Below are 16128 nucleotides of genomic sequence, written 5' to 3' on the forward strand. Positions count from 1 at the left end.
TTCGTTGTTTTTATTTGTCCGGACCATGCAAAATGCCATTATGCTTACAGTAAAACCCCGTTTTGCAGTTGCAGGCCCGGCGGTTGCCGGCTGCGGGCTGTGGGGCCCGCATATGAAGGCTCTTCGGCCCGCAATTGCAAAACGGGGTTTTACACCTTGTAAAGGTACAAAATCCATCAGGAAAAGTCAAGTTTTCAACGGTTTGTTTTCCGATTATTTCCATTTATTTCCGGAGATAAATGCTGGCAAAAATCTTAAAACAAAAGGGCGGATTTGCTTGCTTCCGGCCCATTTTATGCGTATCTTGCAGAGCCTAAGAGAAACGCTCTTATCTCCACTAAATTTTTCCAAACAACCAACACCGGATGAGAATAACCTTTATCAAGGAAAACCGTGACGCGGGCACGGAAAGTATCAGCACCTGCGATACAGCCGCATTTATTACCAGAATCAAGTCGGAAACCAAACCCGGACACGTCAGTGCATTACGCACCATGCTCGAATATACAAGCCATGGTAGCGGCGGAACCTACGGACATATCGACAAGCTCCCCCGCATATGCCCCGCTACGGAGTACGGACGCAACCGCGAGGGCGAACGGCGGATGAAACGCTACAACGGCATCGTACTGCTGGAAGTGGGCGGTCTATCCGGCATGTCCGAAGCGGAACTGGTAAAAGAACAGGCGGCACTCCTTCCCCAAACCTATGCGGCTTTCGCAGGAAGTAGCGGACGGAGTGTGAAGATATGGGCGCTGTTTGCCTTACCGAACGGCAAACTTCCGCAGCGGGAAGAAGAAATCAGCCTGTTCCATGCACATGCCTACCGCATGGCGGTACAATGTTACCAGCCCCTGCTTCCGTTTCCCGTAACGTTGAAAGAACCCTCGCCTGCCGATACTTTCCGCATGACGCTGGACGAAACGCCTTACTTTGCTCCCGATGCCGTGCCTTTCTGTCTCGAACAACCCGTGACGATGCCCGGCGAGCGGACATTCAACCAACGAAAATTGGCGGAAAACAACCCTTTAAAGCGGTTGCAGCCAGGATTCTACTCCTCGCAAACTTTCACTCTGCTGTTTGAAACAGCCCTGGGTCGTGCGCTGGACGAAGTGGAGAACTGGCAGCGCGACCGGGATGATTTTCACCCGCTGCTTATCTCCATAGGCGAGCAATGCTTCAAAAGCGGCATCCCCGAAGAGGAAGCCGTCCGGCAGGTAATGATGCACTACCGACGGCAGGCAGACGAACAGACGGTGCGCACCGCACTGCACAATCTCTACCGCGAGTGCCGGGGATTCGGCAGAAAATCCGTACTGACTCCCGAACAGGACACGATGCTGAAACTGAACGAGTTCATGGAACGCCGTTACGAATTCCGGTACAACCAGCTGATGGGTGATTTGGAATATCGCCAACGCGACTCCATCCACTTCTATTTTCATGTAATGGACCAGCGAGCGCGCAACAGCGTGGCTATGGATGCCCTGCAAGAGGGATTGCGTGTGTGGGACAGAGACGTGAACCGCTACCTGACCTCTAACCGCGTGCCGCTGTACAATCCAGTGGAAGAATACCTGTGCGGCGTAGGCCGCTGGGATGGCAAAGACCGCATCCGTGCGCTTGCCGGACTTGTACCCTGCAACAATCCGTATTGGCGTGAGCTGTTCTACCGTTGGTTTCTGAACATGGTGGCGCATTGGCGCGGACTGGGCAACAGGATGCACGCCAACAGCACATCACCGCTGCTGATAGGTGCACAGGGTTACCGCAAGTCCACCTTCTGCCGTATTATCCTTCCTCCCGAACTTCGCTTCGGCTATACCGACAGTCTGGATTTCGGCAGTAAACGCGATGCGGAAATGTACCTGGGGCGCTTTCTGCTGGTGAATATCGACGAGTTCGACCAGGTGAGCATCCATCAGCAAGGCTTTCTGAAACACCTTCTGCAAAAACCCGTTGCCAACCTGCGCAAGCCCTACGGAAGCAGCATTCAGGAGATAAGGCGGTATGCCTCGTTCATCGGGACGAGCAACCACAAAGACCTGTTGACGGACAGCAGCGGCAGCCGCCGTTTTGTATGTGTGGAAGTGACTGCTCCCATTGATACGAACGTGACGATAAACTACCGCCAGTTGTATGCACAAGCCATGCAAGCGATACGCAGCGGTGAAAGATATTGGTTTAATGACAAGGATGAAGCCGTTCTGAAAGAAAATAACCGGGAATTCGAGCAAATCAGTCCGATTGAGCAGTTGTTCCATTGTCATTTCCGTTTACCGCAAGAAGGGGAAGAGGGAGAGTGGATGTCGCCGATACAGATTTTGGAAATTCTGCATGCAAAAAACAGTGACATAAAGCTGACAGACGGGCATGCAAAGCATTTCGGACGTATCTTGAAGAAGAATAACCTGGAAAGCAGGCATACTCAAAAAGGAGTTGTATATCGAATTGTAAAATCCTGATATTTTACTTTTTGTGGTGATGACCGGAATTTGGTCATCACCACAAAACTGTTATCAACATGCAATAAAACACTATCTCTCAATATATTACCACATAAATGATGAGTGATAACCAAATATCCGTTTTTACCATTGCAGATAAAAACCACCTATCCAATGCAATGCACAATAAAATATAACACATAAAATCCTTCCAGCACAACCGGGCTCTACTTTATAAATATTTGGTTACCTTTGCCACAACAGCAAAAACTACTATCAGAATATCAACTGTAAACTAAAGTAATATTTATGACAAAAAGCTCCTTTCACAAATTGCTATTGGGAAGTGTACTGATGTTACTTCCTTTCACGGTTCAGGCACAGGTCGTTTTAAAGAACTGGACCATCGAAGACCACTCCGGAAAAGTAAAAATCCTTATATCAAGCGATACGCTGGAAATTACCGCACCCGACGGTCTCACACTTTGGTACAACCAACGCCTTACCGGTGATTATGAAATCGGCTATCGTGTGAAGATGCTGATGCAAGGCGGAAAATACGACCGACTTAGCGACCTGAACTGCTTTTGGGGCGCCAATGACCCGGAATACCCCGACAATCTCTTCGCACGCAGCGAATGGCGAAACGGAATTTTCCAACATTATAAAACGCTAAGCCTGTTTTATGTGGGATATGGCGGAAACCACAACTCCACTACCCGCTTCCGCCAGTACTTTGCCAAAGCGGCGGATACCAGTGATGCCATAGCCCGCCCCGTAATCAAAGAGTATACGGACAAGGCGCACTTGCTGATTCCCAATAAATGGTACGACATCAAAATCCGTGTGGAAAAAGGAATCACAACTTACAGTGTCAACGGCGAAGAGTTGTTCCGACTGCCGGTTAAAAAGAATGAGGGAGACGGATATTTCGGACTCCGCTTATTGGAAAACCACACACTATTTACAGGCTTTCAGGTAAAAAGCCTGAAGGGGTAAATGTAAGGCTTCCACCCAAGAAAATACAGAATTAAAACAGTATTCGACAAAAGTAACATACCTTTAAACTACACCCAAACACCTTTCAACAATCCTGCACAGGATATTTCACGAATATCCATATTTTTGCCGGTGAACAAAAATCACTAAATACTTACTGACATGAAAAGAAACTCTCTGTTGCTTGCAACCGCTCTGCTCATAGGCATGACAGGCTGCAAAAACACTCCGGTCCAGAAAGAAGCCTGGATAAGCAACGCACTCGATGCCGCTTCCTATCAGTTGAAATCAACCGCCGAGGAACTCTCCGGAACAAACAAGTTCCCACGTTCCATACATTCCGGCTATGATGTAAACTTTCTCGATGCTCAGTTGCAGCGCGAGGACAAAGCATACATCGACTCTTTACACCCCAACCCCGAAGCCCTGCAATTAGGACAAAAACGTCTTTGCGGCATTGCCGACTGGACCAGCGGGTTCTTCCCCGGAAGCCTTTGGTATGCCTATGAACTGACCGGTGATGAAGAGTTGAAAAAACGCGCCATCGAATATACCAACATCCTGAATCCGATACGTGAGCTGAAAGGTACCCATGACGTGGGCTTCATGATGAATTGCAGCTATGGCAATGCCCTCCGCCTCGCCCCTAACGACACCATTAAAGCCGTACTCGTAGAAACAGCGGATAATCTGTGCGCCCGTTTCAACCCGGAAATCGGTTGTATACGCTCGTGGGACTTCGGTGCGTGGAACTTCCCCGTAATCATTGACAATATGATGAACCTGGACCTGCTGTTCAACGTATATAAGCTGACAGGAGATGAGAAGTATAAGAATGTGGCTGTAAAGCATGCACAAACCACTATGAAAAACCACTTCCGTCCGGACTACACCTCCTATCACGTGGTCAGCTATAACAATGACGGAAGCGTGGAAATCAAACAGACACACCAGGGTAAAAATGCAGAATCGGCCTGGTCGCGCGGCCAAGCGTGGGGAGTATACGGCTACACTTCCTGCTATCGCGAAACCCGGGACACGGCTTTCCTGCAGGAAGCCGTTCACATTGCAGACATGATTATGGAACGTGTAAAGACGGACGACCTGATTCCTTACTGGGATTATGATGCCCCGGCAGGTGAAAAGACTCCGCGTGATGCGTCTGCCGCGGCTGTCACGGCATCTGCCTTCCTGGAGCTCAGCACATTTGTACCCGACGGCAAAAAATATTCCGACTATGCCGAAACAATCCTGAAAAACTTGTCCGGCACGAAATATCTGGCAGCCAAAGGCAGCAATCAAGGTTACGTGCTGATGCATTCCACCGGCTCACTGCCGCATGGCTCTGAAATAGACGTACCGCTGAACTACGCGGATTACTACTATATGGAAGCATTAAAAAGATACATCGATTTGAAAAATAAAGGGTAAAGAATACATTCCGCAAATGTCAAAAATAAAAAGCCTGTTACTGGCAAGTTCAGTATGTATCGCAACTGTCTGTATCAATTTTCCCGCCCACGCAACCGAAAGGCATCTTCTTGAACAGACCGTTTCTTACGAGGAATTGGGCAATGTACTCCGCTACCGGCAAAGCTGGGTGGACTATCCCGCCTATACCGACCGGAAATCCTGGAAAGAGAAAACAGCCCCCGAAATGAGGGAGCTTATCATCAGGAACGGCGAACGCGCCCTGAAACACGAATGGAAACCGGATCTTGCCTCCGACTACCTTGCCTTTAAGCGCACCGGCGAAATCCGCACCGGACGCGCCAACCACAAAGCCCTGCAAGCCTTGACCCTCGCAGAACTGGTAGAGGGACAAGGCAGATTTATGGATGCCATCATAGACGGTGTATGGTTTCTGTGCGAGACATCCTGGATACACTCGGCACATCTCGGCTTTCAGAAAGACCGCTCCGGACTGCCCGACAGGCATGAACCGACCATCGAACTGGTAGTGGCCGACATCGGCGCGCAAATGGCATGGACTTACTATTTCCTGAAAGACGAATTCGACAAGGTAAGCCCGCTGATTAACGAACGGATTATCGAGGAAGTCAACAGAAACCTGATAAACCCCTACTTCGCACGGGATGATTACTGGTGGATGGGATTCGGCGGCCAGCAGGTAAATAACTGGAATCCGTGGATTAACTACAACGTGCTGCAAGCCCTGATGCTGATAGAGAAAGACCCGGAACGTGTACGGCAAGGAGTCTGGAAACTGATGAAATCCACTGATTTCTTTTTCAGCATGTATCACGAGGACGGAGCCTGCGACGAGGGTCCCACCTATTGGAGCGGGGCTTCCGGCTATGCCCTGAAGTTTCTGGATTTGCTGGCTAAAGTAACCGGAAACAAGGTGAGCATATTCAGCTCTCCCCTCTTGCGCAATATGGCGCAATACATTTACCGGGTACACATCGGCGGCAACTATTTTGTAAACTTCGCCGACTCCGCACCCAAAGTAAGTCCAAGCCCGGGTATCCTCTACCGGTACGGAGAACTGACCGGAGACCCCGCCATGATGAAATTCGCCTCATTCATGGCACAGCAAAACCAAAGTTTCAAGGACGGGGTAAACGGATACTTCGCTTCTGCATTGGACGAGCTTTTTATGTACAAAGACATCGTCGGCCATCCGCAAGGCGAACCGCTAACCGGCACTTATTGGTTTAAAGACACCCAAATCTGCGTGGCACGCGACACCGAAGGCAAAAGCGACGGCTTCTTCTTCGCAGCGAAAGGCGGAAACAATCAGGAAAGCCATAACCATAACGATGTGGGGTCGTGCATCCTTTACTACAATGCCCTGCCGGTGCTTATCGATGCAGGCGTAGGTACTTATACCCGACAGACCTTCGGACCGGAACGGTACACGATATGGACCATGCAGTCCGATTATCACAACCTGCCCCTCATCAACGGAACCCCGCAGAAGAACGGCCGGGAGTTTGCCGCACACAGCCAGCAATACAAAGCCACCGCCAAAACCGTATCCTACCAGGTGGACATTGCCCGTGCCTATCCGCAGGAAGCAAATGTAAAAAGCTGGATTCGCAACTATACGCTGCACAGGAAAAAGGATTTCATAATCACCGACAAATGAAAACTTTCGGCATGCAACGAACCGAGTGTATTAAACCTGATGACCTGCTGCGAAGTCGAAATCGACCGCAACAAAAACATTATACTGACAGGAGAGGCAGGTAGGTTCAGAGTGGAATACGATAAAAAGCTCTTATCGCCCGCAACGGATACCGTCGAACTGACCGATCCGAAATTAATCCACTCCTGGAACCGGAAGAAGCTGACGCGCATCCGTTTCACAATTGTGCCGCAACAAATTTCCGGTGAAAGCAAACTAGTGATAAGGAAGGCTCAGTATAAGACCTTGAATGATTGATAATCATTGATTTCATAGTCTCTCCCCTAAGCTCATCCTGACGTAAGGGCATAAAAAAAGGAGTACCGCTGTACTCCAACCTTTGTTAACCTTAAATCTAATACTATGAAAAACACATTGCAAAGATACGGACATTTGCTAAATCTGCAAATTATCCAAGAAAAAAAGTATGTTTTATAACACAGATTAAGAAAAAAGGACGGATATGCAAACGCACACCGTCCTTTTTTTAACATTTATCGTTGCAGATTATTCCTCATCCAACAGGATTTCAAGAATCTGGCAAGCAGCCTTTGCCACCGGAGTACCCGGCCCGAAGATGGCAGCTACGCCGGCCTTATAAAGGAAATCATAGTCCTGTGCGGGAATCACACCGCCTGCAATCACTACGATATCCTCACGGCCCAACTTCTTGAGTTCTTCAATAATCTGCGGAACCAATGTCTTGTGTCCGGCAGCCAATGAAGAAACACCCACTACGTGAACGTCGTTTTCCACCGCTTCGCGGGCAGCTTCGGCAGGAGTCTGGAACAGCGGTCCCATATCTACGTCGAAACCGCAGTCGGCATAACCCGTTGCCACTACTTTGGCACCGCGGTCGTGACCGTCCTGACCCATTTTAGCTACCATGATACGGGGCTGACGTCCCTCTTTCTTCGCAAATTTCTCAGCCAACTCACAAGCTCTGTGGAAGTCGCTGTCGTTCTTACTTTCTGATGAATACACGCCTGAAATAGTTCTGATTACTGCTTTATAACGTCCTACAACTTTTTCGCAAGCATACGAAATCTCGCCCAATGTGGCACGGACACGTGCTGCTTCCACTGCCAGTTCCAGCAGGTTACCTTCCTTCGTCTCCACACATTTGGTGATGGCATCGAGCGCTTTCTGCACGGCAGCCTCATCACGGCCTTCCTTCAATGTCTTCAGGTTCTGGATCTGCTCCTGACGGACAGCCGTATTGTCAATCTCAAGAATATCGATAGGAGCTTCTTTCTCCAGACGATACTTGTTTACACCCACAATGGTCTGCGAACCGCTGTCGATACGTGCCTGCGTGCGTGCGGCAGCCTCTTCGATACGCATCTTGGGGATACCGGTTTCGATGGCCTTCGCCATACCGCCCAGCTTCTCGATTTCCTGAATCAGCTCCCAAGCCTTGTGTGCGAGCTCATTGGTCAGAGACTCTACATAGTAAGAACCGCCCCACGGGTCGACATTCTTGCAGATGTAAGTTTCTTCCTGGATATAAATCTGCGTATTACGTGCGATACGTGCAGAGAAATCGGTTGGCAATGCGATAGCCTCGTCCAAAGCGTTGGTGTGCAAGGACTGGGTATGTCCCAAAGCGGCAGCCATAGCCTCGATACAGGTACGGCCCACGTTGTTGAACGGGTCCTGCTCGGTCAGCGACCAGCCGGAAGTCTGGGAGTGCGTACGCAATGCGAGTGATTTCGGGTTTTTCGGGTTGAACTGTTTCACAATCTTCGCCCACAACATACGTGCGGCACGCATCTTGGCTATCTCCATGAAGTGGTTGGTGCCGATAGCCCAGAAGAATGACAGACGCGGTGCGAATGCGTCGATGTCGATACCTGCGGCAACACCTGCACGAAGATATTCCAGACCGTCGGCCAGGGTGTAAGCCAACTCGATATCCGCTGTGGCGCCGGCTTCCTGCATATGGTAACCGGAGATAGAGATAGAGTTGAACTTAGGCATCTTCTGAGATGTGTATTCAAAGATATCGGAGATAATCTTCATGGAGAATGCAGGCGGATAGATATAGGTGTTACGCACCATGAACTCCTTCAGGATATCGTTCTGGATAGTACCCGCCATTTCTTCCAACTTGGCGCCTTGCTCCAGACCGGCATTGATGTAGAATGCCATGATAGGAAGCACCGCACCGTTCATGGTCATGGACACGGACATCTTGTTCAAGGGAATGCCGTCGAAAAGCACCTTCATGTTTTCCAGTGAACAGATGGACACACCTGCCTTACCGACGTCGCCTACCACACGTTCGTGGTCGGGGTCGTAGCCGCGGTGGGTAGCCAGGTCGAATGCCACGGACAGACCTTTCTGTCCGGAAGCCAGGTTACGGCGATAGAAAGCATTGGACTCCTCGGCAGTAGAGAACCCTGCATACTGGCGGATAGTCCACGGACGCAAGGTGTACATTACAGAGTACGGACCGCGCAGATAAGGCGGGATACCTGCCGCATAGTCGAGGTGTTCCATACCTTCGAGGTCTTCTTTGGTGTAAACAGGCTTCACTTCAATGTGTTCCGGAGTCTTCCAGTCGGCTTTGATGCCGTTAGCCTTTTGCCACTCAGCACCATTGGCGGGCTGGAAAGCGGCATATATATCTAAGTTTTTAAAATCTTTTCTCATCTTACTTCAAAAGTTTAGCGTTGAATTCCTTTAATGTTTCCAGAACGTTGACACGAACATGGATAAAGTTCTCGATACCTGCCGCTTTCAGCTCGTCCATGCAAGCGGGAGCGCCGGCTACGATGAACATGGCGCGGCCGTTCAAGGCCTTGAAAGCGGGAACTGCATATTCCGCATATTCATCATCGCTCGAACAGAGAACCACAATATCGGCTTTAGCCGCCATTGCAGCTTCCACACCTTCCTCTACGGTCGGGAAACCGAGGTTGTCAACAACTTCATATCCGGCACAGGCCAGGAAGTTACAAGAGTATTGGGCACGTGCCTGACGCATAGCCAGGTTGCCGATAGTCAGCATAAATGCTTTGGGACGCTTGCCAGACGCTTCCGTTTCCAGACGCAACGCTTCAAATTCGCTGGCTGCACGGTCGAAGTTCAGTGACGGAACATCCTTTTCGCAAGTGCTGTGTCCGCCGCAGCAGCAAGAGGCTTCCAACGGTTTCTTGTCGCCCGCCTTCTCGTTGAAGTTCGGGAACTGGTTAGTACCCAACAGCACTTCCTTACGCTTGGCAACGGCTGCATGGCGGGCCGTATTGCTCTCGTTCACGGCAGCCTGTATCTTGCCGGATTTTACGGATGCGTAGAAACCGCCGTCTTCTTCCACTGCAAGGAACAGCTCCCAAGCCTGCTTGGCAATAGCCACGGTCAGGTTCTCGATGTAGTAAGAACCGGCAGCCGGGTCGATAACCTTGTCGAAATGCGATTCTTCCTTCAGGAGCAGCTGCTGGTTGCGTGCCAGACGTTCGGAGAATTCATCGGGAACGGCATACGTCTTGTCGAACGGAACGACCGTCATGGAGTCAACGCCTGCAAGAGCGGCACTCATAGCCTCGGTCTGCGTACGCAACAGGTTTACGTGCGCATCGAACAAAGTGAGGTTGAAAGTGGACGTTTCCGCATGTATTCTCATCTTGGCAGCACAGCGGCATTCGTTGTGTTCGCCCTTGTTTTCGCAGTCGCGCAGGCATTCCGGGTTATAGGAAGCCACGATATTGGCCCACAACATACGGGCAGCGCGGAATTTTGCTATTTCAAGGAAATAATTGGAACTGATACCGAAGTTGAACTTAATCTTCTTGGCTACCAAAGCTGCCGGCAGTCCGGCATCGGTCAGCTGGTTCATGTATTCATTACCCCAAGCCAGCGCATAGCCCAATTCCTGATAGATATATGCACCGGCATTGTTCAACGTCAGCGCATTCACGTTCAGGACGCGGTATTTCGGAAGCATGGCGGTAGCTTCAATCAGAGCCTTGGCAGTAGCCACCATATCGCCCTTTTCCTTGCCTTTGGCAAGCATCTTGTTGAAATAATCGTAGTTAATGGAGCCTTGCAACTTCGTGAGGTCATAATCTTTCTTCTGGAAATAACCGACCAGAAGTTGTGCCAATTCCACCACGTGTCCCTGACAGGTGGAGAAATTCAACTCTATGCACTCCGCACAGATGTCTTTCAGCAAAGTTTCGATATACTCCGCACTCAGTTCTTTGGCTTTCACGTGGAAAGAGAGCGAATCGACCCCCTTGTTCAAAATGTCCAACGCCTTGGCATTGGCTGCTTCGGGAGATTCCACCTTTATTTCCTGACGGACGAACCACTCATTATTGTTTTTCTTTGTACCTCTAAGATAAGGGAACTCACCGGGAAGAGCATCCGTGGTCTTTAAACCTTCAAGGTCTTCCATACGATAGAAAGGTTTTACCTTGAATCCCTCATTCGTCCTCCAAACGAGCTTTTTCTCAAAGTCCGCACCCTTTAAGTCTGCGGTTACTTTCTCCATCCACTGTTCCGTAGAAACCGGAGAAAAGTCCGAGAAGAGTTTTTCTTTACTGTCTGCCATAGTTTATTTAAAATTAAAATAGATGAATAGTATTCATTTTGTCATCAAGAGACTTGCAAATATAAGGAAATACTTCAAACAAAAAGGCTTTTTAGGGAAAATTGCACTTACGGATAACACTATGCCCATCCTTATTCCCGGCATCCCTCCATAGATACCTTGCTTTTGCAAAGCTGGTATTACAAAAAGAAAAGAAAACCCTTTGCCAGCTCCCCTTTATTAAGTAATTTTGCGCAAAATTTTAAAAAGCAATAAATAAGGTACTATGAATTGGTTAGAAAGTCTTCTTTGGGACCCGACATCCGTCGCACATATCGTTTGCCTGTACGCATTCGTTATATCCGTGGGGGTGCTGCTGGGCAAGATTAAAGTTTTCGGAGTATCGCTGGGAGTGACGTTTGTCCTCTTTACCGGTATTCTGATGGGACATTTCGGATTTACAGGTGAAATACACATCTTACATTTCATCCGCGAATTTGGTTTGATTTTATTTGTATTCTGCATCGGTCTGCAGGTAGGGCCGTCGTTCTTCTCCTCTTTCAAGAAAGGGGGTATGACGCTGAACATGCTTGCCGTGGGCATTGTGGCACTGAACATAGTGGTCGCACTGGGCATTTATTTCATCGATGGAAATATAGACCTGCCGATGATAGTAGGTATCTTGTACGGTGCCGTAACCAACACTCCCGGTCTGGGTGCGGCTCAGGAAGCGTTGAACCAGCTGAATTATACGGGAGACCCCATCGCATTGGGATATGCCTGCGCCTATCCGCTCGGTGTGGTCGGCATCATCGGCTCTATTATCGCCGTACGTTATATCTGCCGCATCAACCTGAAAAAAGAAGAAGAGGAGCTTAACACGCAAGAAGCGGATATGAAGCACATGCCGCATATGCTGCATCTGGAAGTGCGCAATGAGGCTATCGACGGCAAAAAGCTGATTCAGGTGAAAGATTTTCTGGGACGTTCTTTCGTATGCTCGCGCATCCGTCACGAAGGTCACGTCAGCATTCCGAACCAGGATACGGAATTCCACATCGGCGACCAGTTGTTCATCGTATGTTCCGAGGAAGACGCCGAAGCGGTTACCGCCTTTATCGGAAGGGAAATTCAAGTGGACTGGGAGAAGCAGGACACTCCGATGGTCTCACGCCGTATCCTGGTGACCAAATCGGAAATCAACGGAAAGAAACTTGGAAGCATGCACTTCCGCAGTATGTACGGTGTTAACGTGACACGTATCAACCGTTCGGGTATGGACCTGTTTGCCGATCCCAACCTGGTGCTCCAGGTGGGTGACCGTGTAATGGTTGTGGGGCAACAGGACGCGGTGGAACGTGTGGCCGGTGTACTGGGCAACCAGTTGAAGCGTCTGGATACGCCGAACATCGTTACCATCTTTGTCGGTATCTTCCTCGGTATCCTGTTGGGCAGCCTTCCCATCGCATTCCCGGGCATGCCGACACCGGTGAAATTAGGTCTGGCGGGCGGTCCGCTGGTGGTAGCCATCCTTATCGGACGTTTCGGACATAAGATGCATCTTGTAACGTATACCACCATGAGTGCCAACCTGATGCTGCGCGAAATAGGTATTGTACTTTTCCTTGCCAGCGTAGGCATAGAGGCAGGTGAGCATTTTGTACAGACAGTCGTGGAAGGAAGCGGTCTGGCGTATGTAGGCTACGGTTTCCTGATTACCACCATCCCGTTGCTGATAATCGGTATGATTGCCCGGTTCTATTGCAAGGTCAATTATTTCACGCTGATGGGACTGATTGCCGGCAGTAACACCGACCCACCCGCATTGGCATATTCCAACCAGGCATCGGGCAATGACGCTCCGTCGGTAGGTTACTCTACGGTTTATCCGCTGACGATGTTCCTGCGCATCCTCGCCGGACAGATGATATTGCTGGCAATGATGTAAAATCAGTTCAAGGAGCTTTCAAGCTCTTATCAATAAAATCGGGAAGAATTTTACTATAATCTCCGTTAGGATGGCAGTAAAATTCTTCCCGATTTCATTTGCAATGGTCATAAAGTTTATTCGTACAGTTTCAGTTTCTTCCTTACGAACTCTTCTATATAGCCGACCGTTTCGTCAATGCCCAATACGGACGAATCGACGCAAAGATGATAGGTAGCAGCCGCTCCCCAGGTCTTATAGCTGTAATAGTTATAATATTCGGCACGCCGCTTGTCCGCTTTGTTCATCTTCTCTTCCGCCGCACTCTCCGAAATAGAGTGCAGACGGCATAAACGGGCGATACGATCCTCGCGCGAAGCAGAGATGAAGATGTTGACACAACGCGGGTTATCCCGCAAAATGTAGTCGGCGCAACGCCCTACGAACAAACAGGATTTCTCGGAAGCCAGTTTCCGTATCACATCGCTTTGCACCTTAAACAACGCATCGTTGCTCAAACAGTTGGCAGCCGGCATAGCCCCGTCACTGATAAACGGGAAACGCATTCCGAACAGACCGCCTATAATTCCCTGCGAAGCCTTTTCATCGGCTTTTTCAAAGAATTCACGGCATAATCCGCTTTCTTCGGAAGCAAGGTTAATCAATTCCTTGTCGTAGAAGTCAATACCCAGCCGGGCAGCCAGCTTCTCTCCGATTTCCCGTCCGCCACTGCCTAACTGGCGGCCTATATTTACTATAAATTTATTGTCCATACTTTATTTAATCTATCTGTTTTGCAGATAGCAAATATAGGTATTCTTCCATTAAATATCAAAATAATGAAAACAAATCCATTTCCTGTGTATCAGGACGGTTACTGTTCACAAAGCAACTGCCTGCCTTAAAACAGTCTGCCGCATTCATAATTCAGTTCAGCCGCGATGCCAACCGACGTACCGTACCGTTGACGGAAACTTCGACCTCAACCCCTTTCTCATCATAACCTTTGTTCAGGAATTTTGCTTCAAGTACCGGGTAAGCAGCAACATCCTTCACCGGATAGATAACCGTTATGTAGCGCACAGCCTCCGCATCATCCTTATTGGCATCGAAAGCTACCGAAGTACGGGCTACGCGCTGACGATAGGCAGTGGAACGCCAGCCCTCTTCCGCTCTTAAAGACGCGCTTTTTTCCGGAAAACATTGCAACTTCACATTACTCGGACCCTCATAAGCCGTAGTCACCATATTCTTCTCCGCATCAACGTTTACCGCACCTTCACGGAAATGATAATTCAAATTCACGGTTCCTCTGGCATTGCCTGTGGCTTCGTCCACTATTACAAAATAGGCCTGGTCGACAAAAAAGACGGTACGACGATGTTTCAACCCCTTATAACCGGGATTTTCCGTTACCAGTATCTGCTCCTTACCTTCCGGCTGCCACAATCCGGTTACGGACTGCGTGGTTTCAAGGTTGCGTCCGTCCAAAGTCAGGGTGTTATGTACACGTGTCTGGCGGAACCAGTTGCGCAGTTTCATCACTTCGGCACTTCCGGCATAGACGTATGCACCGGTATCGGGAAACAGATTCTTGCCGTTGAACCAGAGTTCGAAAGTACCGTTATCCGGCTGACAATGCCACTCTCCTTTAGGTCCGGCTTTAACTACCATGACCGTTGCATCCTGCTTCCAACCGTTTCTGAAAGTAAAGAAACCGGATGTCAATGCCCCGTGGGAAAGATAAGGGAAAGGAGCGCCTTCACGCCCTTCTGTCGCATAATAACGTATCCAATCGCAGTCGGGGAACAATGCAAGCCAATCGCGGTAGTTGGCAAGTTCTGCCTGATAATCGCCCAACTTGGCATCACTGAAACAAGGGTTGGTGTAGTCGGGAAAACAAATGTTGGCATAGAAAGCAATCATATTCTTGACCGTATCCAGGTATTCCGACGGAAACTCATTGCGGAAACCGTTACAATCTGCCATGCGCAAGGCCTTGCAGAATATGTTGATTGCCGCCAAGTGATAATGGGGATCCAGCTCGTACTGTCCGCCGTCATTGTATACCTGCTTCTTGATTTCACGATTCAGGATATTGATTCCGCTTTCTCTCCAAATGGCGGCATCTTTCAGTTCCGGAAAGAAAACACCGGCATAAACCATACGTTGGGCTTCAAACAGCAGGTGGTTACCTTCTGCAGAATAATTTTTCAGGAGATGTGCGCCATGGCGGTGATAATTGACGATAAACTCGGTCAGGAACTCCGGAGTAAACGCCGATGCGGAGCAAAACAAAAGAAACTGGCAGGTCTGGTCCTGCAAACGGTTGCTGACTTCCAGTTGCCGCCATGCAAAATATACATTGTCGGCATCTTCCTTTACCTCACCGGCACTGACAAGTTCGAACTCTTCCTGCTTCATGTTCACCAGCGGGTTTTTCTGAACCCAATCCATATACTGATGTACCCACTCCTTTGCATATTTCTCATCTCCGGAGATACGGTATGCCTTACCCATAGGCGTAAACCACTTATGACGATGAAGCTGCCAACGCAACTCATTGTCTTTTACCGGCCAGTACTCCCAGTTGATATCTTTGCCGTAGTTGTAGGAAGGCTGATAGCCTTTATGTACAAAGAAGGTATGCTCCAAAGCATCATCCGCCCATTTCTGTTCTTCCTTGGATATGGTGAGGTTTTTCAAGTCTATATCCGGATGTGTAATACCGGTACGGCTACGGTAATAATTCAACAGTTCCTGTGCCGCCGCCTCCCACTTCTGCCGGGAACATGCCGCTTTTACTTTCTCCAAACCCGGATAATCCAAATTTATCAGTTCAAAAGCCTCCTGTCTTAGTTGTTGTGCGTCTGCAACAACAGCAAGCATAAGCAAGAAAATGCTAAAAATGTATCTTATTGTCTTCATGATATGGTAATAATGAATTTAAATAACGTGAGTTCGAAATAAAATCAAAAAATAGCAAGTTGTCCGTCATTGACAAAATTTACGTCAATGGCGGGCTTCTTTTCAAAAAAGCAGTATGCCGCGATAGCCGACAAGGAGTTGG

General features: G+C 49.1%; 11 protein-coding genes and 1 pseudogene. 7 read left to right on the forward strand and 5 right to left on the reverse strand.

Annotated features, from left to right (window positions below; translation table 11 throughout):
• The first annotated feature begins 25 nt into the window (after nucleotides 1-25).
• From H8S52_RS06890 to H8S52_RS19925, 6 genes are all read left to right on the forward strand, one after another.
• Nucleotides 26-397: a hypothetical protein gene (locus tag H8S52_RS06890; protein ID WP_222620298.1), complete on the forward strand. Its 372-nt coding sequence runs from the start codon at nucleotides 26-28 to the stop codon at nucleotides 395-397.
• Nucleotides 366-2465: a BT4734/BF3469 family protein gene (locus H8S52_RS06895; RefSeq protein WP_186909533.1), complete on the forward strand. Its 2100-nt coding sequence runs from the start codon at nucleotides 366-368 to the stop codon at nucleotides 2463-2465. The genes H8S52_RS06890 and H8S52_RS06895 overlap by 32 nt, the downstream gene beginning before the upstream one ends.
• 291 nt (nucleotides 2466-2756) lie before the next feature.
• Nucleotides 2757-3446 (forward strand): DUF6250 domain-containing protein, encoded by a 690-nt coding sequence (locus H8S52_RS06900; protein WP_186909534.1) that lies wholly within the window; start codon nucleotides 2757-2759, stop codon nucleotides 3444-3446.
• 162 nt (nucleotides 3447-3608) lie between these two features.
• Nucleotides 3609-4877: a DUF4995 domain-containing protein gene (locus H8S52_RS06905; RefSeq protein ID WP_186909535.1), complete on the forward strand. Its 1269-nt coding sequence runs from the start codon at nucleotides 3609-3611 to the stop codon at nucleotides 4875-4877.
• A gap of 16 nt (nucleotides 4878-4893) precedes the next feature.
• Nucleotides 4894-6558 carry a heparinase II/III family protein gene (locus H8S52_RS06910; RefSeq protein WP_255470002.1) on the forward strand — a complete coding sequence of 555 codons (1665 nt, stop codon included), beginning with the start codon at nucleotides 4894-4896 and terminating at the stop codon, nucleotides 6556-6558.
• 39 nt (nucleotides 6559-6597) lie between these two features.
• Nucleotides 6598-6855 (forward strand): hypothetical protein, encoded by a 258-nt coding sequence (locus H8S52_RS19925; RefSeq protein WP_255470003.1) that lies wholly within the window; start codon nucleotides 6598-6600, stop codon nucleotides 6853-6855.
• A 249-nt stretch (nucleotides 6856-7104) separates the two neighbouring features.
• On the opposite strand, the gene scpA is transcribed toward H8S52_RS19925, so the two are convergent.
• Complete coding sequence (scpA, locus tag H8S52_RS06915) at nucleotides 7105-9252, reverse strand: methylmalonyl-CoA mutase (protein WP_117739905.1); 2148 nt, start codon at nucleotides 9250-9252, stop codon at nucleotides 7105-7107.
• Nucleotide 9253: 1 nt separating this feature from the next.
• Nucleotides 9254-11152 carry a methylmalonyl-CoA mutase small subunit gene (gene mutA, locus H8S52_RS06920; protein ID WP_117741127.1) on the reverse strand — a complete coding sequence of 633 codons (1899 nt, stop codon included), beginning with the start codon at nucleotides 11150-11152 and terminating at the stop codon, nucleotides 9254-9256.
• A 265-nt stretch (nucleotides 11153-11417) separates the two neighbouring features.
• Between mutA and H8S52_RS06925 the strand changes: the two genes are divergently transcribed.
• On the forward strand, nucleotides 11418-13079 hold the full coding sequence (locus H8S52_RS06925) for a putative transporter (RefSeq protein ID WP_117666320.1): 1662 nt from the start codon (nucleotides 11418-11420) through the stop codon (nucleotides 13077-13079).
• Between the two features lie 116 nt (nucleotides 13080-13195).
• On the opposite strand, the gene H8S52_RS06930 is transcribed toward H8S52_RS06925, so the two are convergent.
• The 3 genes and pseudogenes from H8S52_RS06930 to H8S52_RS19930 all read right to left on the reverse strand — a co-directional run.
• On the reverse strand, nucleotides 13196-13831 hold the full coding sequence (locus tag H8S52_RS06930) for an AAA family ATPase (protein ID WP_016661826.1): 636 nt from the start codon (nucleotides 13829-13831) through the stop codon (nucleotides 13196-13198).
• 154 nt (nucleotides 13832-13985) lie between these two features.
• Entirely contained in the window at nucleotides 13986-15986 is a 2001-nt protein-coding gene (hepC, locus tag H8S52_RS06935; RefSeq protein ID WP_117984148.1) for a heparin-sulfate lyase HepC, read from the reverse strand.
• A 44-nt stretch (nucleotides 15987-16030) separates the two neighbouring features.
• Nucleotides 16031-16128, reverse strand: a pseudogene (locus tag H8S52_RS19930) (IS982 family transposase); the annotation flags it as partial.

Source organism: Bacteroides sp. NSJ-48 (assembly GCF_014287405.1).
GTDB lineage: Bacteria > Bacteroidota > Bacteroidia > Bacteroidales > Bacteroidaceae > Bacteroides > Bacteroides stercoris.

Excerpts from the sequence above, each read along its gene's own strand:
- H8S52_RS06890 (WP_222620298.1), top strand. The coding sequence starts at position 26 with ATGCAAAATGCCATTATGCTTACAGTAAAACCCCGTTTTGCAGTTGCA.
- H8S52_RS06895 (WP_186909533.1), top strand. The coding sequence starts at position 366 with ATGAGAATAACCTTTATCAAGGAAAACCGTGACGCGGGCACGGAAAGT.
- H8S52_RS06900 (WP_186909534.1), top strand. The coding sequence starts at position 2,757 with ATGACAAAAAGCTCCTTTCACAAATTGCTATTGGGAAGTGTACTGATG.
- H8S52_RS06905 (WP_186909535.1), top strand. The coding sequence starts at position 3,609 with ATGAAAAGAAACTCTCTGTTGCTTGCAACCGCTCTGCTCATAGGCATG.
- H8S52_RS06910 (WP_255470002.1), top strand. The coding sequence starts at position 4,894 with ATGTCAAAAATAAAAAGCCTGTTACTGGCAAGTTCAGTATGTATCGCA.
- H8S52_RS19925 (WP_255470003.1), top strand. The coding sequence starts at position 6,598 with ATGACCTGCTGCGAAGTCGAAATCGACCGCAACAAAAACATTATACTG.
- scpA (WP_117739905.1), bottom strand. The coding sequence starts at position 9,252 with ATGAGAAAAGATTTTAAAAACTTAGATATATATGCCGCTTTCCAGCCC.
- mutA (WP_117741127.1), bottom strand. The coding sequence starts at position 11,152 with ATGGCAGACAGTAAAGAAAAACTCTTCTCGGACTTTTCTCCGGTTTCT.
- H8S52_RS06925 (WP_117666320.1), top strand. The coding sequence starts at position 11,418 with ATGAATTGGTTAGAAAGTCTTCTTTGGGACCCGACATCCGTCGCACAT.
- H8S52_RS06930 (WP_016661826.1), bottom strand. The coding sequence starts at position 13,831 with ATGGACAATAAATTTATAGTAAATATAGGCCGCCAGTTAGGCAGTGGC.
- hepC (WP_117984148.1), bottom strand. The coding sequence starts at position 15,986 with ATGAAGACAATAAGATACATTTTTAGCATTTTCTTGCTTATGCTTGCT.